This is a genomic window from Cupriavidus sp. FW305-46 (assembly GCF_058787075.1).
Map to the genome: position 1 here is coordinate 80,283 of NZ_JBYSZI010000020.1, position 19,232 is coordinate 99,514.

The 19,232-nt window shown below is 67.3% G+C and carries 19 protein-coding genes and 1 tRNA gene; 10 read left to right on the top strand and 10 right to left on the bottom strand.

Going from position 1 to position 19,232, the window contains the following annotated elements; all coding sequences use genetic code 11:
• Positions 1-37: 37 nt before the first annotated feature.
• Positions 38-838 (bottom strand): hydroxyacylglutathione hydrolase, encoded by an 801-nt coding sequence (gene gloB, locus AC3WON_RS12330; protein ID WP_492320584.1) that lies wholly within the window; start codon positions 836-838, stop codon positions 38-40.
• Positions 839-850: 12 nt separating this feature from the next.
• Here gloB and AC3WON_RS12335 point away from each other — a divergent pair, with 12 nt between their 5' ends.
• The 7 genes from AC3WON_RS12335 to AC3WON_RS12365 all read left to right on the top strand — a co-directional run bounded on the left by AC3WON_RS12335 (position 851) and on the right by AC3WON_RS12365 (position 5,487).
• The gene (locus tag AC3WON_RS12335; protein WP_010814333.1) at positions 851-1,651 is read left to right on the top strand and encodes a methyltransferase domain-containing protein; all 801 of its coding nucleotides are present in this window, start codon (positions 851-853) and stop codon (positions 1,649-1,651) included.
• A gap of 78 nt (positions 1,652-1,729) precedes the next feature.
• The gene (gene rnhA / locus AC3WON_RS12340) at positions 1,730-2,167 is read left to right on the top strand and encodes a ribonuclease HI (protein WP_010814334.1); all 438 of its coding nucleotides are present in this window, start codon (positions 1,730-1,732) and stop codon (positions 2,165-2,167) included.
• A gap of 49 nt (positions 2,168-2,216) precedes the next feature.
• On the top strand, positions 2,217-2,957 hold the full coding sequence (dnaQ, locus tag AC3WON_RS12345; RefSeq protein ID WP_492320583.1) for a DNA polymerase III subunit epsilon: 741 nt from the start codon (positions 2,217-2,219) through the stop codon (positions 2,955-2,957).
• 88 nt (positions 2,958-3,045) lie between these two features.
• A tRNA-Val gene (locus tag AC3WON_RS12350) sits at positions 3,046-3,120 on the top strand.
• Positions 3,121-3,393: 273 nt separating this feature from the next.
• A complete protein-coding gene (locus tag AC3WON_RS12355) occupies positions 3,394-4,098 on the top strand; it encodes a hypothetical protein (RefSeq protein WP_492351923.1) in 705 nt (234 codons plus the stop codon).
• Position 4,099: 1 nt separating this feature from the next.
• On the top strand, positions 4,100-4,744 hold the full coding sequence (locus tag AC3WON_RS12360; protein ID WP_492320581.1) for a hypothetical protein: 645 nt from the start codon (positions 4,100-4,102) through the stop codon (positions 4,742-4,744).
• A gap of 113 nt (positions 4,745-4,857) precedes the next feature.
• The gene (locus tag AC3WON_RS12365; protein ID WP_492320580.1) at positions 4,858-5,487 is read left to right on the top strand and encodes a hypothetical protein; all 630 of its coding nucleotides are present in this window, start codon (positions 4,858-4,860) and stop codon (positions 5,485-5,487) included.
• Here the strand turns inward: AC3WON_RS12365 and AC3WON_RS12370 are convergent.
• Positions 5,484-6,089 carry a cysteine hydrolase family protein gene (locus AC3WON_RS12370; RefSeq protein WP_492351924.1) on the bottom strand — a complete coding sequence of 202 codons (606 nt, stop codon included), beginning with the start codon at positions 6,087-6,089 and terminating at the stop codon, positions 5,484-5,486. The genes AC3WON_RS12365 and AC3WON_RS12370 overlap by 4 nt on opposite strands.
• Positions 6,090-6,409: 320 nt before the next feature.
• Here AC3WON_RS12370 and AC3WON_RS12375 point away from each other — a divergent pair, with 320 nt between their 5' ends.
• Entirely contained in the window at positions 6,410-8,410 is a 2,001-nt protein-coding gene (locus AC3WON_RS12375; protein ID WP_492320578.1) for a sensor domain-containing diguanylate cyclase, read from the top strand.
• Positions 8,411-8,523: 113 nt separating this feature from the next.
• Here the strand turns inward: AC3WON_RS12375 and AC3WON_RS12380 are convergent, their stop codons facing one another.
• The 6 genes from AC3WON_RS12380 to AC3WON_RS12405 all read right to left on the bottom strand — a co-directional run bounded on the left by AC3WON_RS12380 (position 8,524) and on the right by AC3WON_RS12405 (position 14,664).
• Complete coding sequence (locus AC3WON_RS12380; RefSeq protein WP_492320631.1) at positions 8,524-10,251, bottom strand: ABC transporter substrate-binding protein; 1,728 nt, start codon at positions 10,249-10,251, stop codon at positions 8,524-8,526.
• A 120-nt stretch (positions 10,252-10,371) separates the two neighbouring features.
• Positions 10,372-10,680, bottom strand: a complete 309-nt coding sequence (locus AC3WON_RS12385) for a DUF2160 domain-containing protein (protein ID WP_492320577.1) — start codon at positions 10,678-10,680, stop codon at positions 10,372-10,374.
• Between the two features lie 41 nt (positions 10,681-10,721).
• Positions 10,722-11,552 carry a carbohydrate ABC transporter permease gene (locus tag AC3WON_RS12390; RefSeq protein ID WP_414217155.1) on the bottom strand — a complete coding sequence of 277 codons (831 nt, stop codon included), beginning with the start codon at positions 11,550-11,552 and terminating at the stop codon, positions 10,722-10,724.
• Positions 11,545-12,429, bottom strand: coding sequence for a carbohydrate ABC transporter permease (locus AC3WON_RS12395; RefSeq protein WP_492320576.1), 885 nt, complete (start codon positions 12,427-12,429; stop codon positions 11,545-11,547). The genes AC3WON_RS12390 and AC3WON_RS12395 overlap by 8 nt, the downstream gene beginning before the upstream one ends.
• Positions 12,426-13,532, bottom strand: a complete 1,107-nt coding sequence (locus AC3WON_RS12400; protein ID WP_492351925.1) for an ABC transporter ATP-binding protein — start codon at positions 13,530-13,532, stop codon at positions 12,426-12,428. Before AC3WON_RS12400 ends, AC3WON_RS12395 begins: the two co-directional genes overlap by 4 nt.
• A 1-nt stretch (position 13,533) precedes the next feature.
• Complete coding sequence (locus AC3WON_RS12405; RefSeq protein WP_492320574.1) at positions 13,534-14,664, bottom strand: ABC transporter ATP-binding protein; 1,131 nt, start codon at positions 14,662-14,664, stop codon at positions 13,534-13,536.
• A gap of 158 nt (positions 14,665-14,822) precedes the next feature.
• On the opposite strand from AC3WON_RS12405, the gene AC3WON_RS12410 reads away from it, so the two are divergent.
• Positions 14,823-15,593: a DeoR/GlpR family DNA-binding transcription regulator gene (locus AC3WON_RS12410; protein ID WP_492320573.1), complete on the top strand. Its 771-nt coding sequence runs from the start codon at positions 14,823-14,825 to the stop codon at positions 15,591-15,593.
• A gap of 91 nt (positions 15,594-15,684) precedes the next feature.
• Here AC3WON_RS12410 and purU read toward each other — a convergent pair whose 3' ends face one another.
• Both purU and AC3WON_RS12420 read right to left on the bottom strand, forming a co-directional pair.
• Positions 15,685-16,551: a formyltetrahydrofolate deformylase gene (gene purU / locus AC3WON_RS12415; RefSeq protein WP_492320572.1), complete on the bottom strand. Its 867-nt coding sequence runs from the start codon at positions 16,549-16,551 to the stop codon at positions 15,685-15,687.
• Positions 16,552-16,647: 96 nt separating this feature from the next.
• On the bottom strand, positions 16,648-17,547 hold the full coding sequence (locus tag AC3WON_RS12420; protein WP_492320571.1) for an NUDIX hydrolase: 900 nt from the start codon (positions 17,545-17,547) through the stop codon (positions 16,648-16,650).
• Positions 17,548-17,603: 56 nt separating this feature from the next.
• Between AC3WON_RS12420 and glpK the strand changes: the two genes are divergently transcribed.
• The gene (gene glpK / locus AC3WON_RS12425) at positions 17,604-19,175 is read left to right on the top strand and encodes a glycerol kinase GlpK (protein WP_492320570.1); all 1,572 of its coding nucleotides are present in this window, start codon (positions 17,604-17,606) and stop codon (positions 19,173-19,175) included.
• Positions 19,176-19,232 lie beyond the last annotated feature (57 nt).

Here is a 19,232-nt window from a genome sequence, read left to right on the forward strand (position 1 = left end):
AAGCCTTGCGGCGCAAGGCGCGCAGGCCAGGCAGGGCTCAGCGGAAATTGTCCTTCCAGCCGCGCAGCGCACCGAAGGCCTGCGCATCGCCCGTGGCGGCCCCGCCCTGCGCCGCCACCGCCGCGCGCACCGCGGGCTCGCGCGAGCGCAGGAAGGGATTGACCTCGCGCTCATGGGCGATGGTGGTCGGCAGCGTCGGCTGGTCCGCCGCGCGCAGCGCGTCGACCCGCTGCGCCCACGCCGCCAGCGCGGCATTGGCCGGTTCCACCGCCCGTGCAAAGCGCACATTGCTGCGCGTATATTCGTGCGCGCAATAGACGCGGGTATCGCCCGGCAGTGCCGCCAGCTTGTCGAGCGAGTCCAGCATCTGTGCCGGCGTGCCTTCGAACAGGCGCCCGCAGCCACTGGCAAACAGGGTATCGCCACAGAAGACCGCCGGGCCGGCTTCGCCCAGGTCGCCCACATAGGCGATATGGCCGGCGGTGTGCCCGGGCACGTCCAGCACGTGCAGCGTCAGGGCCGGCGTCTCCAGCGTCACGACATCGCCTTCGCGCAGGGCCCGGGTGCGCCCGCCAATGCGTTCGCCGGCCGGCCCCAGCACCGGCATCGGCGCGCCCGACGGGGTGCGCGGGTGCGCCGCCAGCAACTCGGCCACCCCGCCCTGGTGATCGCCGTGGTGATGGGTGATTACAATAGCGCCCAGAGCCAGACCGCTTTGCGCCAGGAAGCGCTCCACCGGCGCGGCCTCGCCGGGATCGACCACGGCGGCGCTATGCCCGTCGTGGATGGCCCAGATATAGTTATCCTGGAACGCCGGGATCGGCTCAACCTTCAACATGCGCATGCTCCTATGTCCAATCGTCCCAATCATCCGATTGTAAGCTGGGAAGACTGGCTGGCCTCGCCGCCCGGTGAGTACATGCTGCGCTGGGAAGCGCAGCAGTACGACCGGATCGTGACCGACATCTTCGGCTACCACGCCGTCCAGTTGGGCCTGCCCTTTATCGACACCCTGCGCGAGAACCGGATGCCGTTCTCGGCGCTGGCGCTGGACCCTTCCAGCGGACCGCACGGGCCGCGCGCCGCACATCCCGATGCGCGCCAGCTGCTGTGCCGCTTCGACGAGCTGCCGTTCGACACCCAGAGCATCGACCTGGTCACCCTGCCCCACATCCTGGAATTCGCCGAAGACCCGCACGAAGTGCTGCGCGAGGTCTCGCGGGTGCTGATGCCCGAGGGGCGCGTGGTGGTCACCTGCTTCAACCCGATGAGCCTGTGGGGCGCGCGCCAGGGCATGAACCGGCTCGGCGCCACGCCCTTCCTGCCGACGGACGCGCAGCAGATCGGCTTCGTGCGCATCAAGGACTGGCTCAAGCTGCTGGGCTTCGATATCATCCGCGGCCGCTTCGGCTGCTACTGCCCGCCCTACCGCACCGACCGCTGGCTGCAGCGCGCCGCCTTCATGGAAAAGGCCGGCGACCGCTGGTGGCCGATCTTCGGCGCGGTCTATATGATCTCGGCGATCAAGCGCGTGCGCAATATCCGCCTGGTCGGCCCGGCCTGGAAGAGCAAGCCGGCGCTGGCTCCGGTGTCATCGCCCGTGGCCACGCCTACCGGCACCCACGGCAAGACCCCCGGCGAAGAGCGCTGACGCCGGCGCGCGCCCGCGCTCTCACCCAATTCGCCCTCAAAGCGCCACCTGCCCGGCGGGTGGCCACCTTGGAATCACATGCAAGAAGTCACGATCTACTCCGACGGCGCCTGCAAGGGCAATCCCGGCCGCGGCGGCTGGGGCGCGGTGCTCGTCGCCGGCACCAGCGAGAAAGAAATGTTCGGCGGCGAGCCCAACACTACCAACAACCGCATGGAAATGACCGCCGTGATCGAAGCGCTGCGCGCGCTCAAGCGGCCCTGCGTCGTGCGCGTCTATACCGACTCGCAGTATGTCCAGAAGGGCATCAGCGAATGGCTGCCCGGCTGGAAGGCCCGCGGCTGGAAGACCGCCGACAAGAAGCCCGTCAAGAATGCCGACCTGTGGCAGGAACTGGACACCCTGGCGCAGCCGCACCAGATCTCCTGGCACTGGGTGCGCGGCCACAACGGCCACCCCGGCAATGAGCGCGCCGACGCACTGGCCAACCGCGGCGTCGAATCGATCGGCCGCTGATCCCTCTCGCTAACAAGAAACCGCGGAGCGCCCGCGCCGCTCCGCTAGAATGCCCGCCATGCGACAAATCGTTCTCGACACCGAAACCACCGGCCTGAGTGCCGCCACCGGCGACCGCCTGATCGAAATCGGCTGCGTCGAGCTGATGAACCGCCGCCTGACGGGGCGCCACCTGCACTTCTACGTCAACCCGGAACGCGATATCGACGAGGGCGCGATCGCCGTGCACGGCATCACGGTCGAGTTCCTGGCCGACAAGCCCCGCTTTGCCGAAGTCGTCAACGACATCCGCGAGTTCATCCAGGATGCCGAGCTGATCATCCACAACGCGCCGTTCGACCTGGGCTTCCTCGACATGGAATTCCAGCTGCTGGGCCTGCCGCCGTTCCGCCAGCATGCCGGCAATGTGATCGACACCCTGCGCGAAGCCCGCCAGATGTTCCCCGGCAAGCGCAACTCGCTCGACGCCCTGTGCGACCGCCTGGGCATCAGCAACGCCCACCGCACGCTGCACGGCGCCCTGCTGGATGCCGAGCTGCTGGCCGAGGTCTACCTGGCCATGACGCGCGGCCAGGATTCGCTGGTGATCGACATGCACGACAGCAGCGCAGGCAACGGCGGCGCGGTTGCCGTGGCCGACCTGTCGCGCCTGGCCCTGCCCGTGCTGCGCGCCACGGACGAAGAGCAGCAGGCCCACCTTGCCCTGCTCAAGGGCCTGGACAAGGCCAGCGGCGGCAAGACAGTGTGGCAGGAGGCCCCCGCGGCAGAGTCCGGAAGCCTCGCCGCCTGACAAAAATCAAAAAAGGGCTTTACAAGATACAAGAACCTCTGCATAATCTCATTTCTCCGCTGCACGACGGCAACGACGACGCAGTAAGGGGTGGTTAGCTCAGCGGTAGAGCACTGCCTTCACACGGCAGGGGTCACAGGTTCAATCCCTGTACCACCCACCAGACAAATGGCCAGCAACTGCCTAAGTTGCCAGGAAACCCAGACAGCGCAAGCTCTCTGGGTTTTTTGTTGCCCGGCGTTTGCCCACGTTTTCTACCCTCCCCGGAAAACCGTGGTTCATCACGCCAATCAAGGAAAGCTGGCCTGGCATATTTGCGCCTGGCACGCATACTTGTCCACAGGACGACGGGCCAGGCAGGCACAGTCGCCCTCGCTCCCACGGGCACAGCCCCTATCGCCCATCCGATCATCGACGCAGCTTTCGGGAGTCCGCCATGCCCGATTCACCCAGGACGACGATCCATGCCGGCGCGACCGTGCCGCCGGAGGATGCCCAGACACGGGAGCCGGTGCTGGACGTAGTGGATCGCGTCTCCGAGATGTGCTTCGGCCTGTTCATGGCGCTCACTTTTGTCGGCGCGGTGTCGAGCGGCACGGGCGGCCCGGATGCCAGCCGCACCATGATGCATGCCGCGCTGGGCTGCAACCTGGCCTGGGGCATGGTGGACGCGGTCATGTTCCTGATCCGTACGCTGGCGAGCCGCGGCCAGCGGATCTCCCTGGCACTTGCCGTCAGGAATGCTAGCGACCAGGCCACGGCGATCGGCCTGATTCGCGATGCGCTGCCTCGCGCAACGAAGTCGCTGGTCACCGACAAGGAACTGGAAGCCATGCGGGCACGGCTTGCCGCCGCCCCGGCACTGCCGCCCCGCCCCCGCCTGAACATGGCCGACCTGCTCGGTGCCGTGCGCATCTTCTTTATCGTTGTACTGGCCACGTTTCCGGTCGCACTGCCGTTCGTACTGCTGGACAATGTCAAACTGGCGCTACTGATCTCGCGCGGGCTGACCCTGGCCATGCTGTTCGCCGCCGGGTGGGCGCTGGGCCACTATGCCGGCTTTGGCGGCTGGGTCACTGGCGCAGCCATGACTGCGCTGGGCGTGGTCATAACCATCGCCATCATCGCGCTGGGCGGCTGAGATGCGAGGCGCGATCCTGCTGCTTGCCGCCGCCCTTGGCGCGGGCACGGTCCAGGCACAGGAGCCGCCCCAGCCCGCGCCGGATGCCGCCGGGCAGGCGGCCGGCTCGCCCTGGACCTTCTCGGCAACAGGCTACTGGAACATGCCGCGCCAGAGCGGCGACTACCTCTCCGGCATCTTCATCGCCGAAAGGAAGCAGCTTCACCTCGAGGCAAGAAGCAACTACGAAGCAGTCCACTCGCAGTCAGCCTTCATCGGCTGGACCTTCTCGGGCGGCGAAACCATCCAGTTCAAGGCGACCCCCATCGCTGGCTTCGTGGGAGGCTCCACCCACGGCCTGATCGGCGGGATCGAGGCCAGCGTCGCAGTGAGCAAGTTCGACTACTACATCGAAGCCGAATACCTGGACGCGCGCGGCGAAGAGCCGGGCTATCTCTACGCCTGGAGCGAACTTGGCTTCCGCCCGGTCGAATGGCTGAGGCTGGGCCTGGTCGCGCAACGTACCCGGATCTACGCGGAAGACCGCGAACTCCAGCGAGGCGGCTTTTTCCAGGTTACGGTGCGCAGGTTCACGGCGGGCTTCTACTGGTTCAACCCGGGCTCGACGGACCAGGTCGCGATCCTTTCGCTGGGCGTGAGCTTCTAGGCCGTAGCCACGTCGCGACGCAACCTTTCCGTTGCCGGCGATAAGGCTTATCTCATATCCACCCACTCATTCGCCGGCTACCTTGACCGCTCCGACCTGTACCGGAGCACGACTTGCCATCCGCCTGCCTCCCCACCGCGACCGAAACAGAACCCGCCCTACCCTGGACCGGCCGCAACCCGGTCAGTGCCGGCTGGTTCGAGATGCGCCCGGCGCGCGTGCCGCGTGATGCGCGGCCGGTCTATGACGAAGACATGGATTGCATCATCGGCTATCACCGCAGCTTTGCCTCGGTGGCTTCCACCTATGACCTGACGGGCGCGGTCGTGGCGCTCGATGCATACGTGGATGAAGCTGGCGCGGGGCGCGCACCGCTGCTGGTTGCCGGCACGCTGTGGCAGCCGCGCGTGCGCGGCATGACGCGCAGCGGCGCCGAGGGCGAAGGGCTGGCGGCGCCCGCGGCGACGCTGGCGCGGCTGCGCGGGCGCTTCATCGCACTGGCCCGGCAGCCACTGCATTTCACGCTGGCAGCGCTGGCAGACATGCAGGAGCCGGAGCGGTTCGTCCCGCTGCATATCCTGCGGCTGGCGATGCGCTGCGGCACGCGCCTCGCTGCGGCAGCGGACATGACACGCTTTGTCGCGCCAATCACGCGGCGGGGCGTGCCGACCGCACTGGAATTGACGCTGCGCCCGCGCGACCATACCGTGCTGCGCGTGCGCACCTGGCCCGTCGCTGGTTAGCCGTGCCAGGCCCCTGCATCCGCGACGACCGTGGCGAAGCGGTCGTTCAACGCGGCCAGCGTGCTGCGGTGGAGATCGGCCGCAGGCACGGCGGGGCCGCCCAGCGGGTCAGGCAGGTCGCGCGTGGCGCAGGCCGCGGCCACCACGGTGCTGCGATAGCCGTGGTCGAGCGCGGAGCGCACCGTGGCGCTTACGCACATATGCGTCTGGAAGCCGGCCACGATCAGCTCCTTGCGGCCGAGCCTGGCCAGCTCGTCGGCCAGGGTGGTGCCGGCGAAGCTGTTGGGCAAGCCCTTGGTGACGGTAATCTCACCGGCCTGCGGCCCCACCCCTTCAATGAAGGCGGCATACGGCCCGGTCGGATCGAACGCCATGCTTCCCGGACGGCCGTGGTGCGCGACATGGATCACCGGCGTGCCGTGGCTGCGCGCCAGCGCCAGCAGCTGCGCGCAGGCAGTCACGGCCGCGGGCATGCCGACCAGCGGCAGGCGGCCGTCGACATATTCGCGTTGATGGTCTATCAGGATCAGGACGGCGGCATCCCAGGCGGAAGGGGTGCGGCTGGCGCCGGCCAGGTCGAGCAGCGTAGTCGGTAAGGTCATTGGCGTTTGGACTGGAAGGAATCGGGAACGGCAATCAGGAACCGCGAGACGGGCCCGCCACATCGCGGGCCATCCCGCATGCTAATGCCAAGCCGGAATCCATGCATGAGTGCGCGTGGCGATCTCGCCACCGGCCGCGCCCTTCGCTGTAGCGCGGCAGGCACGCTGCGCTTGCACGATGGGCGCGCGGTTGCAAACAGTTGCGAATTTCATCTTGACATCTGCTAATCTTGGTTTCACGTCCCGGACAGAATCTCGGTCGGCAACACAATGCGCCGGGGACGGGATACGGGTCAGTGCGCACAAGAAACAAGTCAATCATGCAGCACTCTTTGAAGTACCGGATGGCGTTCGCCACGGCGGGTGTGGTGACGCTGATCATCGTGCTGCGCGCGCTCTACGCGCAGTGCTACGCATACGACGGCCTGAAGACTTTGCAGCAGACGCAGCAGGACACGCTGGTCAAGATGGTGGCCGAGCAACTCGATGAAAAGCTGCAGGGCCGGGCCGCCGTCCTGCGGCGCGTGGCACGCCAGCTCTCCCCCATGCTTTCGGCAAAGCCGGCCGAGCTGCGCCGGGCCGCGGAGGGCCTGGTGGAAGTGCCCGAGACCTTCAACGCCGTCTTCCTGGCCGCGCCCGACGGGCACCTGGTGTTCAGCACCGCCGTGCCGGACGGAGTGCGCCTGCGCGTCGACGACCGCGACTATTTCCGCGATATCCAGCAAGGCCAGCCATTTGCGGTGTCGGACCTGGTCCAGGGCAAGCAGACCAATGCCCCCGGCGTGGTGCTGGCAGTGCCGCTGCACGGTCCGGGCGGCGAGCTGCGCGGCGTGGTCGGGGGCGTCCTGAACCTCGCGGACAGCAACTTCCTGCGCGAGCTTGCGCACAGCCGCGTGGGCACGACCGGCAGCTTCTGCCTGGTTTCCGCCGGCACCAATCCCCGCTATGCAATGCACCCGGACGTTGCCCGCGTGCTGAGCCCCGCACGCGCGATCGGCGAAGCCTGCGGCGCCGATCATGCCCCCGCCTTCCTGGAAGTCCTGACGCCGACGCAGCCGATCGTGGCGCGCCATCTGCTGGCATCCAACGGCTGGGAGTTGGTGGCGGTCCTGCCCGCAGCCGAAGCCTACGCGCCGCTGCTCGCGGTGCGTCAACGGACCCTGGTCATCGGCGCCATCACCATGCTGCTTGCCGCCGCGATGATGTGGCTGGTCATGCGCCGGCTGCTTGAACCGCTGCAGCGGCTGCACCGCGCCGTGCGCCAGATCGGCACCAACCCGGCCGCGGTGGCAGACCTGCCCGCCGGCCGTGCCGACGAGATTGGCGAACTGGCCGTGACCTTCGCCGAAGTGGTGGCGCAGCTGTCCGAGCGCGAAGCCGCGCTGAAAACGGCCAAGGACCGCGCCGCCGAAAGCGAGAAGCGCATCGAGGCGATCGCCAACCATGTGCCGGACTTTGTCTCGTTCATCGACATGCAGCAGCGCTATGTCTTCGTCAACCAGGCCTATGCGCAGCGCTACGGCGTGCCGGCGCAGCAGATCGTGGGACTGTCGCTGCGCGAACTGTGGGGCATGCAGGAATACCTGGCTTGCCAGCAGTACCTGGAACAAGCCCGGGCCGGGCGCTCAGTGACCTTTACGCGGGAAAGCGCCGACGGCACCGAGTGCATCGAGATCACCTGCCAGCCGGCCTGGAACGATGCCCAGGACACCGTCCTCGGACTGCACATGTTCGGGCGCAACGTCACCCATGAGCGCGAAAAACTGCGCAGCCTGGAAGCGCAAACCATCTCCGACTACCTCACCGGCCTGCTCAACCGCAAGGGTTTCGACCGGCGCCTGGCCGAATGCATGGCCCGCGCCAGCGCCGACGGCCGCTCGCTGGCGCTGCTGCTGGTGGACCTGGACGACTTCAAGGGCGTCAACGACAGCCTTGGCCACCCGGTGGGCGACCAGTTGCTGGTCGCCTTTGCACAGCGGCTGCGCGCCTGCGTGCGCAAGGGCGACGCGGTCGCGCGCATCGGCGGCGATGAGTTTGCGGTGATCCTGGACGGCGTTGCCGACCGCCAGGCCATGGCATCCATCGCCAATACCATCGTGCAGGCCGCGCGCATGCCCTTCGTGATCGATGGCCACACGCTGGCGGCCTCGGCCAGCGTCGGCTCGGCCATCCATGACGCGCGCCATGCCATGACCGCGAGCGAGCTGTTCATGCACGCCGACATAGCGCTGTATGAGGCCAAGCGGCATGGGAAGGCGCGTTATGCGGTGCAGTCAGTGGCGAACGAGCCCCACTCGGAAACATCGGACTTGGCCACGTAGAGAGCGAGCGCCGAAGTCAGGGCCGGATGACCTGTTGAGTGCCCCCCTCTCCCGCATGCGGGAGAGGGGGGCAAACCAGCGGCATTCATTCATTGCCGGCAGCCTCAAACGCCTCAGCGCACCTTCCCTTCCTTCCACGCCTGCAACAGCTTGTCGTAAGGAATGGTCTCGCCCTTCGGCTTTTCGTTGGCCAGCTTCTGCCACGGCGCATGGTCGTTCGACAGCCACTTGCCCGGGTCTCCCTTCGGGTTGAGCTTGGGCGCGCAGTTGCTCATGCCGGCGCGTTGCAGCCGCGCCATGACCTGGTCCATCTCTTCGGCCAGCGTGTCCATGGCGGCTTGCGGCGTCTTCTCGCCGGTCACCGCGGTGGCCACGTTCTTCCACCACAGCTGGGCCAGCTTCGGATAGTCGGGTACGTTGGTGCCGGTCGGCGTCCAAGCCACGCGCGCGGGGCTGCGGTAGAACTCGACCAGCCCACCGTACTTGGCCGCGTTCTTGGTCAGGTACTCGTGGTGGATGTCGCTGTCGCGGATAAAGGTCAGTCCGGTCAGCGACTTCTTCAGCGAGACCGTCTTGGACGTCACGAACTGCGCATACAGCCAGGCGCCCGCCAGCTTGTTGGGGTCGGTGTTCTTGAAGAAGGTCCAGGAGCCCACGTCCTGGTAGCCGTTCTGCATGCCCTGCTTCCAGTACGGGCCGTACGGCGACGGCGCCATGCGCCACTTGGGCGAGCCGTCGGCGTTGACCACCGGCAGGCCCTTCTTGGTCATGTCCGCGGTGAAGGCGGTGTACCAGAAGATCTGCTGCGCCACCTGGCCTTGCGCGGGGACCGGGCCGGCCTCGGAGAAGGTCATGCCCATCGCCTGCGGCGGCGCGTACTTCTTCATCCAGTCGATGTACTTGGTCAGCGCATAGACCGCCGCCGGGCTGTTGGTGGCACCGCCGCGCGACACCGAGGCGCCGACCGGCGTGCACTTGTCCTCGGCCACGCGGATGCCCCACTCGTCAACCGGCATGCCGTTGGGAAGGCCCTTGTCGGCGGTGCCGGCCATCGACAGCCAGGCGTCGGTGAAGCGCCAGCCCAGCGACGGGTCCTTCTTGCCGTAATCCATGTGCCCGTAGACCTTCTTGCCGTCGAGCTCCTTCACGTCGTTGCTGAAGAAGTTGGCGATGTCCTCATAGGCTGACCAGTTGGTCGGCACGCCCAGGTCGTAGCCGTACTTGGCCTTGAACTTGTCCTGCAGGTCCTTGCGCGCGAACCAGTCGGCGCGGAACCAGTACAGGTTGGCAAACTGCTGGTCGGGCAGCTGGTACAGCTTGCCGTCCGGCGCAGTGGTGAACTTGGTGCCGATAAAGTCCTTCACATCCAGCCCGGGGTTGGTCCACTCCTTGCCGGCGCCGTTCATATAGTCGGTCAGCGGCAGGATGGAGCCATAGCGGTAGTGCGTGCCGATCAGGTCCGAGTCAGAGATCCAGCCGTCGTAGATCGACTTGCCGGACTGCATCGAGGTCTGCAGCTTCTCGACCACGTCGCCTTCCTGGATCAGGTCGTGCTTGACCTTGATGCCGGTAATCTCCTCGAACGCCTTGGCCAGCGTCTTGGATTCGTACTCGTGCGTGGTGATGGTTTCGGACACCACGCTGATCTGCGTGACACCCTTGGCCTTGAGCTTGGCGGCGGCGTCGATGAACCACTTCATTTCGGCCTGCTGCTTGTCCTTGGCCAGCGACGAGGGCTGGAACTCATTGTCGATCCACTTCTTGGCCTCAGCCTCGCCCGCCGAGACGGACCCACAAGCCAGCGCAGCCGCGCAGGCAAGGGCTGACATCCCCAACTTCACGTGCACTTTCATCAGTGTCTCCTCAAGATTTCCCCTCCCCGGCTATGGTCGTGGTGGCGGCCCCGGGGCAGGGATAAGCCGCAAACCTTCCATCCAACCCTGATGCTTATGAATAAACGGCTAGCCCTTGCGCATGATCAGCGCCAGCACCAGCATCGATACCCCGAAGCTGATCCAGACCGACGGCTCTTCGGGCAGCGACAGCCAAGCGGTGATTTTCTCGCCCAGTCCTACCCACGCCAGGTTGACCCAGGCGGCGCACATCAGCCCGATAAACAAGCGGTCGCCACGCGTGGTCGCGATCGGCAGGAAGCCCTTGCGCAGCACCGAAGGCGCGCGTATTTCCCAGATAGTCATGGTGATCAGCATGACTACGATGCAGCCGAAGAACACCGCCACCGGTGTCGTCCAGACCATCCAGCTCAGCATTGCGCCGTCTCCTTCCGTTGTGGTTAGGTTGCGTCGCGCGCTTACACGCGCCCCATCGCAAAGCCCTTCGCGATGTAGTGCCGCACGAACCAGATCACGATGCCGCCGGGCACGATGGTCAGCACGCCGGCCGCGGCGAGCACGCCCCAGTCCATTCCCGATGCCGACACCGTGCGCGTCATGGTGGCGACGATGGGCTTGGCATTGACCGAAGTCAGCGTGCGCGCCAGCAGCAGCTCGACCCAGCTGAACATGAAGCAGAAGAACGCCGCCACGCCCACGCCGGCCTTGATCAGCGGCAGGAAGATGGTCAGGAAGAAGCGCGGGAACGAGTAGCCATCGACATACGCGGTCTCGTCGATCTCGCGCGGCACGCCCGACATGAAGCCCTCCAGGATCCACACCGCGAGCGGCACGTTGAAGACCAGGTGCGCCAGCGCCACGCCCAGGTGGGTATCCATCAGCCCGATGGTGCTGTAGAGCTGGAAGAACGGCAGCAGGAACACCGCGGGCGGCGTCATGCGGTTGGTCAGCAGCCAGAAGAACACATGCTTGTCGCCGATGAACTGGTAGCGCGAAAAGGCATAGGCGGCCGGCAACGCCACGCTGATCGAGATCACCGTGTTCATCGCCACGTAGATCATCGAGTTGACGTAGCCCGAATACCAGGATGGGTCGGTGAAGATGGTCTTGTAATGCTGCAGCGTGAATTCCGCGGGCCACAGCGACAGCGTGGAGACGATCTCCTCGTTGGTCTTGAACGACATGTTCACCATCCAGTAGATCGGCACGATGGCGAACAGCAGGTAGACCAGCAGGAAGCCGGCGCGCCACCAGGTGGCGCGGTTGGCGGGGGTGCGCATCTCAGCCATGGGGCATGTCCTCGCTGCCGGCGGTGCCCGCGCGCTGCATCCAGTTATAGAGGATGAAGCACATGAGCAGGATGATCAGGAAATAGACGATGGAAAACGCCGCCGCCGGGCCCAGGTCGAACTGGCCCACGGCCTTCTGCGTCAGGTACTGCGACAGGAAGGTGGTGGCGTTGCCCGGCCCGCCGCCGGTCAGCACGAACGGCTCGGTATAGATCATGAAGCTGTCCATGAAGCGCAGCAGCACCGCGATCATCAGCACGCCGCGCAGCTTGGGCAGCTGGATATAGCGGAACACCGCCAGGCGCGAGGCGCCGTCGATCTGCGCGGCCTGGTAGTAGGCGTCGGGGATGGCGCGCAGGCCGGCGTAGCACAGCAGCGCCACCAGCGGCGTCCAGTGCCAGACGTCCATCACCAGCACCGTGACCCAGGCATCGAAAGCGCTGCCGGTATAGTTGTAGTCGAACCCCATCGCCTCGAGCGCGGCACCGAGCAGGCCGATATCGGTACGCCCGAAGATCTGCCAGATGGTGCCGACCACGTTCCACGGGATCAGCAGCGACAGCGCGATGATCACCAGCACCGCCGACGCCTTCCAGCCCCTGGCCGGCATCGACAGCGCCAGCAGGATGCCGAGCGGGATTTCCACCAGCAGCACCGCCAGCGAGAAGCCCAGCTGGCGCAGCAGCGCGTCGTGCAGCTCGCCGTCGCGCAGCACGGTGCGGAACCATTCGGTGCCGACAAAGACGCGCCGCTCGGGCGAGATGATGTCCTGCACCGAGTAGTTGACGATGGTCATCAGCGGCAGGATCGCGGAGAACGCCACGCACACCACCACCGGCAACACCAGCAGCCAGGCCTTCTGGTTGACGGGCTTCATGGCACCAGTTCCTCGTTGACGTAGTAGCAGGTATGGCGGTTGAACACCGACAGCCAGGCCGTGTCGCCCAGGCGCAGATCGGCCGCCTCGATACCCAGCCGCGCGCGCAGCGTACCCGCCAGTGCGCCCGCCTCCTGCACGCCGCCGGTCAGCAGCCAGTAAGTGCCGATGTCCTGCGCGCGCTCGACCCGCACCGGCACCGCCTGCGCGTCGCTCTCCGGCGCCAGGCGCAGGTACTCGGGCCGCACACCGATGCGGAAGCTGCCGGCCTCGCGCAGCGCCGCTTCGACTGACGGCGACAACTCCGGCATGTAGCGGCGACCCGCCAGCTCGATCGCGCCGTCGCGCCACTGCCCGGTCAGGAAATTCATGCCCGGCGAGCCGATGAAATGCCCGACGAAGGTATGCGCGGGACGCTCGAACAGCGCATCCGCCGGCCCCACCTGCACCGCCTTGCCGCGCGACATCACCACCACCTGGTCGGCAAAGGTCAGCGCCTCGGTCTGGTCGTGCGTCACGTAGATCAGCGTCAGGCGGAATTCGTGGTGGATTTCCTTGAGCTTGCGCCGCAGCTGCCATTTGAGCTGCGGGTCGATCACCGTCAGCGGCTCGTCGAAGAGGATGGCCGACACGTCCTGGCGCACCAGCCCACGCCCCAGCGAGATCTTCTGCTTGGCGTCCGCGGCCAGGCCGCTGGCGCGGCGATCGAGCGTGGCCGACAGGTCCAGCATCTCGGCCACGCGTCCTACCCGCTCGTGCACCTGGGCTTCCGGCACGCCGCGGTTGCGCAGCGGGAAGGCCAGGTTCTCGCCGACGGTCATGGTGTCGTAGATCACCGGGAACTGGAACACCTGGGCGATATTGCGCGCCTGCGGCGTGGCAGCGGTCACGTCGCGGCCATCGAAGGCAATGGTGCCGTGCGAGGGCCGCAGCAGCCCGGAAATACAGTTCAGCAGCGTGGTCTTGCCGCAGCCCGACGGGCCCAGCAGCGCATAGGCGCCGCCGTCTTCGAACGTGAATTGCAGTGGCAGCAGCGCGTAGTCCTCGTCGGTACGCGGATTGGGCACATAGGAGTGCGCCAGGTCCAGGTCGATGCGCGCCATCTCAGGCCCCTGCCCCGGCAGCCGCGGCCGCGCCGCCGGGCACGTCCGCCGCCAGCCCGCCCGGCCGGCGCGGCGCATGGATGCGGCGCCCGTCGGCGTCGAACAGATAGATCTGCTCGGGCAGCAGGTGCAGTGACACCGGCTCGCCCAGCGCCAGGTCGAGCACGCCGGCGAACTGCGCCACCAGGTTGCCCACCGGGGTATCGGCGTGGACGAAGGTGTCTGAGCCTGACAGCTCGGCCAGCGCTACGCGCCCCGGCACCGCCACCGCGCCCGGCTCAGCGGCCAGGCGCAATGCCGACGCGCGCACCCCCACCGTGACCGGGCCGTCGTGCCCGCCCGCGCCGGGCACCGGCACGGAGATATCGCCAGCCAGCGTGACCCAGCCGCCCTGCAGCCGGCCCTCGACCAGGTTCATCGGCGGATCGTTGAACGCACGCGCCACGCGCAGCGAATCGGGATAGTGGAAGACCTGGGGGGTGGGGCCGTACTGCAGCAGTTCGCCGGCGTCCAGCACCGCGGTATGGCCGCCCAGCAGCAGCGCTTCGCCGGGCTCGGTGGTGGCATAGACCACGGTGGCGTCGCCATGCGCGAACAGCTGCGCCAGTTCCTCGCGCAGTTCCTCGCGCAGCTTGTAGTCAAGGTTGACCAGCGGCTCGTCCAGCAGCATCAGCGGCGCCTCCTTGGCCAGCGCGCGCGCCAGTGCCACGCGCTGCTGCTGCCCGCCGGAGAGCTCGGACGGATAGCGGTCCAGCAGGTGGTCGATATGCAGCCGCCCGGCCAGCTCGCGCACGCGCGCGGCAATCTCTGCGGCCGGCGCCTTGCGCCGCAGCCGCAGCGGCGAGGCGATGTTGTCGAAGACCTTGAGCGACGGGTAGTTGATGAACTGCTGGTAGACCATCGATACATTGCGCTCGCGCACCGGCATGCCGGTCACGTCGTGGCCGTCGACCAGCACGCGGCCGGCGCTGGGCCGGTCCAGCCCGGCCATCAGCCGCATCAGCGAGGTCTTGCCCGCCTGCGTGGCGCCCAGCAGGATGGTCACGGCGCCCGGAACCGGCGCGAGCGTCATCGGATAGAGATACGCCTGCGAACCTGCCTGCTGTGCGACGCCTTCCAAACGTAGCTGCATCCGGCCTCCATGTTCGATATGCTTCCCGCATCACAGCTTTGGCGCGCGATGCAGGCGCACAAGTCTTAGCTTGACGTTCGTTTTAGCAACAAAACGAACGTAAAACAATAGTGCACTGCATCATTTGTTTTCGTTTCTGTTTGAACTAGAATCCCGGCATGACCCTGAATCCCCGCCAGACGGCCCTGCTCGAAGAAGTCCGCACCCAGGGCTTTGCCTCCATCGACGAACTTGCGCGCAAGTTCGGCGTCACGCTCCAGACGGTGCGCCGCGACGTCAACCTGCTGGCCGGGAATGGCATGCTGGCGCGCTTCCATGGCGGGGTTCGGGTGGAGGGCTCCACCACCGAGAACATCGCCTACCGGCAGCGGCAGGTGCTCAACGCCGAAGGCAAGGCGCGCATCGCGCGCGCGGTGGCCGCCGCGGTGCCCGAGGGCTGCTCGCTGATCCTGAACATCGGCACCACGGTGGAAGAGATAGCGCGCGAACTGATGCACCACCGCGGGCTGCGCGTCATCACCAACAACCTGAACGTGGCCAATATCCTTGCCGACAACCCCGATTGCGAGGTCATCGTCGCCGGCGGCGTGCTGCGCTCACGCGACCGCGGCATCGTGGGCGAGGCCACGGTGGAGTTCATCCGCCAGTTCAAGGTGGATATCGGGCTGATCGGCATCTCGGGCATCGAGACCGACGGCACGCTGCGCGACTACGATTTCCGCGAGGTCAAGGTGGCGCGGACGATCATCGAGCATTCACGCGAGGTGTGGCTGGCGGCGGACGCCAGCAAGTTCAACCGCCAGGCGATGGTGGAGCTGGCGCATGTGTCGCAGGTCGACCGGCTCTTTACCGACGAGCCGCTGGCAGCGCCGTTCGACCAGATCGTGGCCGACAGTGGGGTGAAGTGTGTGGTGGCGGAGCGGGACTGACCCGCTGGCCCGGCATCCCCGCGCCGGCGGGGATGCGGCAGCCGTGAAGCGGCAGGATTCCCGCGGGCGCGGGAACCGGGGGACGGCGAGCTTACTTGAACACCACGGTCTTGTGGCCGTTCAGCAGGATACGGTGTTCGGCATGCCACTTGACCGCGCGCGCCAGTGCCACGCATTCCACGTCGCGGCCGACGGCGGTCAGTTGCTCGGGGTCCATGCTGTGGTCCACGCGCTCGATCTCCTGCTCGATGATCGGGCCTTCGTCCAGGGCGGCGGTGACGTAGTGCGCGGTCGCGCCGATCAGCTTCACGCCGCGGTCATGCGCCTGGTAGTAAGGCTTGGCGCCTTTGAAGCTGGGCAGGAACGAGTGGTGGATATTGATCGCGCGGCCGGCCAGCTTGCGGCACAGGTCGTCGGACAGCACCTGCATGTAGCGCGCCAGCACCACCAGGTCGATCTTCTGCTCCTGCACCACATCGAACACGCGCGCTTCCTGCGCGGCCTTCTGCTCGGCCGAGGCGTTCATCAGCGGCAGGTGGAAGAACGGCACGTCGTACGACGCCGCCAGCTGGTAGAAGTCGCGGTGGTTCGAGACGATGGCCGCGATCTCGACCGGCAGGCCGCCGACCTTGGCGCGGAACAGCAGGTCGTTCAGGCAGTGGCCGATCTTGGACACCATGATCATCACGCGCGGCTTGACCGCGGCGTCGTTCAGCTCCCACTGCATGCCGAACTGGTCGCCGACCGGCACGAACGCGGCCTTCAGCGTGTCCAGGTCCGGGCCGCCGGCGGCCGGCGTGAAATGCACGCGCATGAAGAAGCGGCCGGCGTACTCGTCACCGTACTGGTCGGAATCGACGATATTGCAGCCGTGCTGGAACAGCAGGCCCGAGACGGCATGGACGATGCCCGGCTGGTCGGGGCAAGAGAGGGTCAGGATGAATCCGGTGTTGCTCATGGTGTGTTGTTCTGTCGGAGTGGCGCGGCGCAAGGCCGGGAAAATCAGGTCAGCGAGGTCGGCAAGACCGGCACAGGCGGAACCCGCGGCGACGGCTCAGGGGCGATGGTCAGGACCGAGCCAGCCGCGTCGCCCAAGGGCATCCAGCGTCACCAGTGTCGCATCGACCGTCATGGCGCCGGCCGACATGATAGCAAGCAATGCGGCCAAGTCGACGCGCCGGTGCTCGCTGACCTCGCCATCCTGGTTGCGCGGCGTGAAGCCCGGCGGCAGCAGCAGGTCGTAGACATAGATCTGCTCCCACTGTACGCCTTCGGGCAGGTCGCGCAGCACCTCGATCATGCCGTGGGCCTGCACGCCCTGCGCCAGCGCGGGCGGGATGCCGGATTCTTCCTCGCATTCGCGCACCAGCGTCGCCAGCGGATCGCTGCCGTGCGGCATGCCGCCGGCGACCAGGTTGTCCCACATGCCGGGGTCGACCGACTTGGCCAGGCTGCGCCGCGAGATCCACAGAGCGGGACCACCGTCCACATCGCCATCGACAATGCCGTTCATGTGCGAGGCAAAGGTCAGCAGCCCGAGAAAGCGCGCCGCCGCACGTTCCACCACGGCGAGTGCGGGCGCGTCCAGCGCGGGCGTGACCGCGAACAGTTCGTCGCGCCAGCCGCGCACATGGCCGGCATCGGCCAGCTGGCGGGCCAGCGCCTGCAGCGCGGCGCTGCGCGCGTCGAAGTCATTGCGCCCGGGCAGCAGTTCAGCCGCCGTGGTGCCATCGGCCAGGCGCTCGTCCGGGCCGAGGATGGCGCCCATGCCGCGCAGGATTGCCGCATGGGCACGCGGCAGCCAGCCAACCTGCTGGCCTGCCGCCATCAGGCGCAGCTTGGCGGCGGCGTCGAAGCCGCTGCGCGCCGCCAGCGAGGCGGCGATCTGCGCAGCGGGACCGGCGGCGAGGTTGCCCGCGGCGTCCGCGGGCGGCAAGGAAGACGTTTCAGCCATCAGGAATCCATGCGCCGGCCGGGCCGGCGCGCTTTGTCATTGTCAGGATTGAACGCATGAACCAGCCAGCCGCGCAGGCCCAGCGCCCTGCTTCGTCCCAGCTTCCCACCGAGCCGCAATATGTGCTGGCGCTCGACCAGGGCACCAGCAGTTCGCGGGCCATCCTGTTCGACCATGCCGGCAACGTGGTGCGGCTCGCGCAGCGAGAGTTCCGCCAATATTACCCACATCCCGGCCATGTCGAGCACGACCCCTACGAGATCTGGCAATCGCAGCTGGCGGTGGCGCACGCGGTGCTGTCCGACGCCGGCATCTCGGCCGCGCAGGTGCGCGCCATCGGCATCACCAACCAGCGCGAGACCACCGTGCTGTGGGACCGCAAGACCGGCGAGCCGGTCGGGCGCGCGCTGGTCTGGCAGGACCGCCGCACCGCGCCCATGTGCGAGGCGCTGCAGGCCGCCGGCCACGGCGAGCTGTTCCGCGACAAGACCGGCCTGATCATCGACGCCTACTTCTCCGGCACCAAGCTGCGCTGGATGCTCGACAACATCGAAGGCGCGCGCGAACGCGCCCAGCGCGGCGAGCTGGCCTTCGGCACCGTCGACAGCTGGCTGATCTGGCAGCTGACCGACGGCGCGCGCCATGTCACCGATGTGTCAAATGCCTCGCGCACCATGCTGTTCAATATCCACAGCTTCGAGTGGGACGATGCGCTGCTGGCGCTGCTAGACATCCCGCACGCGCTGCTGCCCGAGGTGGTGGCGTCCAGCGGCGAGGTGGCGCGCACCTCGGCGCGGCTGTTCGGCATGCAGATCCCCATTGCCGGCATCGCCGGCGACCAGCAGGCCGCCACCTTCGGCCAGGCCTGCCTGTCGCCCGGCATGGCCAAGAACACCTACGGCACCGGCTGCTTCCTGCTGATGAATACCGGCTCGCAGCCGGTCGCGTCGCACAACCGGCTGCTGACCACGATCGGCTGGCAGATCCGCGGCCAGACGCAATATTGCCTGGAAGGCGGCGTGTTCATGGGCGGCGCCACCATCCAGTGGCTGCGCGACGGCCTCAAGCTCATCAACAGCGCGCCCGAGGTCGAGCCGCTCGCGCGCCAGTGCGACGACACCGGCGGCGTGGTGCTGGTGCCCGCCTTTGCCGGCCTGGGCGCGCCGCACTGGGACCCGTTTGCACGCGGCACGCTGGTCGGCATGACGCGCGGCACCGGCCGGCCGCAGATCGCGCGCGCGGCGCTGGAATCGATCGCGCTGCAGAGCGTCGACGTGCTGGAAGCCATGCAGAAGGATGCCGACATCTCGCTGGCCGAGCTGCGCGTGGACGGCGGCGCCTCGCGCAGTGACCTGCTGATGCAGATGCAGGCCGACCTGCTCGGCACCCCGGTGGTCCGCCCGCGCGTGACCGAAACCACCGCGCTGGGCGCCGCCTACCTGGCGGGACTGGCCACCGGTTACTGGAGCGATCCGGCGGAGATCGCGCAGCAATGGCAGGTGGAGCGGCGCTTTGAGCCGAACCTGTCGGCTGACGCGCGCGGCCACCGGCTGGCGCGCTGGCATCGCGCAGTCGACCGCGCGCGCGACTGGGCGCGCGAGGATGAAGCCAACGGCAGCCACGCCTGAGCGCCGCCCCCCCGAACACACCCCCCAAAAAAAGCGTCATGCAGAGAGTCTCCACCC

Coding starts and splice junctions, on each gene's coding strand:
- gloB (WP_492320584.1), bottom strand. CDS start 838: ATGTTGAAGGTTGAGCCGATCCCGGCGTTCCAGGATAACTATATCTGG.
- AC3WON_RS12410 (WP_492320573.1), top strand. CDS start 14,823: ATGACCCTGAATCCCCGCCAGACGGCCCTGCTCGAAGAAGTCCGCACC.
- AC3WON_RS12385 (WP_492320577.1), bottom strand. CDS start 10,680: ATGCTGAGCTGGATGGTCTGGACGACACCGGTGGCGGTGTTCTTCGGC.
- glpK (WP_492320570.1), top strand. CDS start 17,604: ATGAACCAGCCAGCCGCGCAGGCCCAGCGCCCTGCTTCGTCCCAGCTT.
- rnhA (WP_010814334.1), top strand. CDS start 1,730: ATGCAAGAAGTCACGATCTACTCCGACGGCGCCTGCAAGGGCAATCCC.
- AC3WON_RS12420 (WP_492320571.1), bottom strand. CDS start 17,547: ATGGCTGAAACGTCTTCCTTGCCGCCCGCGGACGCCGCGGGCAACCTC.
- AC3WON_RS12400 (WP_492351925.1), bottom strand. CDS start 13,532: ATGGCGCGCATCGACCTGGACCTGGCGCACTCCTATGTGCCCAATCCG.
- AC3WON_RS12375 (WP_492320578.1), top strand. CDS start 6,410: ATGCAGCACTCTTTGAAGTACCGGATGGCGTTCGCCACGGCGGGTGTG.
- AC3WON_RS12370 (WP_492351924.1), bottom strand. CDS start 6,089: ATGACCTTACCGACTACGCTGCTCGACCTGGCCGGCGCCAGCCGCACC.
- AC3WON_RS12395 (WP_492320576.1), bottom strand. CDS start 12,429: ATGAAGCCCGTCAACCAGAAGGCCTGGCTGCTGGTGTTGCCGGTGGTG.
- purU (WP_492320572.1), bottom strand. CDS start 16,551: ATGAGCAACACCGGATTCATCCTGACCCTCTCTTGCCCCGACCAGCCG.
- AC3WON_RS12390 (WP_414217155.1), bottom strand. CDS start 11,552: ATGGCTGAGATGCGCACCCCCGCCAACCGCGCCACCTGGTGGCGCGCC.
- AC3WON_RS12335 (WP_010814333.1), top strand. CDS start 851: ATGTCCAATCGTCCCAATCATCCGATTGTAAGCTGGGAAGACTGGCTG.
- AC3WON_RS12405 (WP_492320574.1), bottom strand. CDS start 14,664: ATGCAGCTACGTTTGGAAGGCGTCGCACAGCAGGCAGGTTCGCAGGCG.
- dnaQ (WP_492320583.1), top strand. CDS start 2,217: ATGCCCGCCATGCGACAAATCGTTCTCGACACCGAAACCACCGGCCTG.
- AC3WON_RS12355 (WP_492351923.1), top strand. CDS start 3,394: ATGCCCGATTCACCCAGGACGACGATCCATGCCGGCGCGACCGTGCCG.
- AC3WON_RS12360 (WP_492320581.1), top strand. CDS start 4,100: ATGCGAGGCGCGATCCTGCTGCTTGCCGCCGCCCTTGGCGCGGGCACG.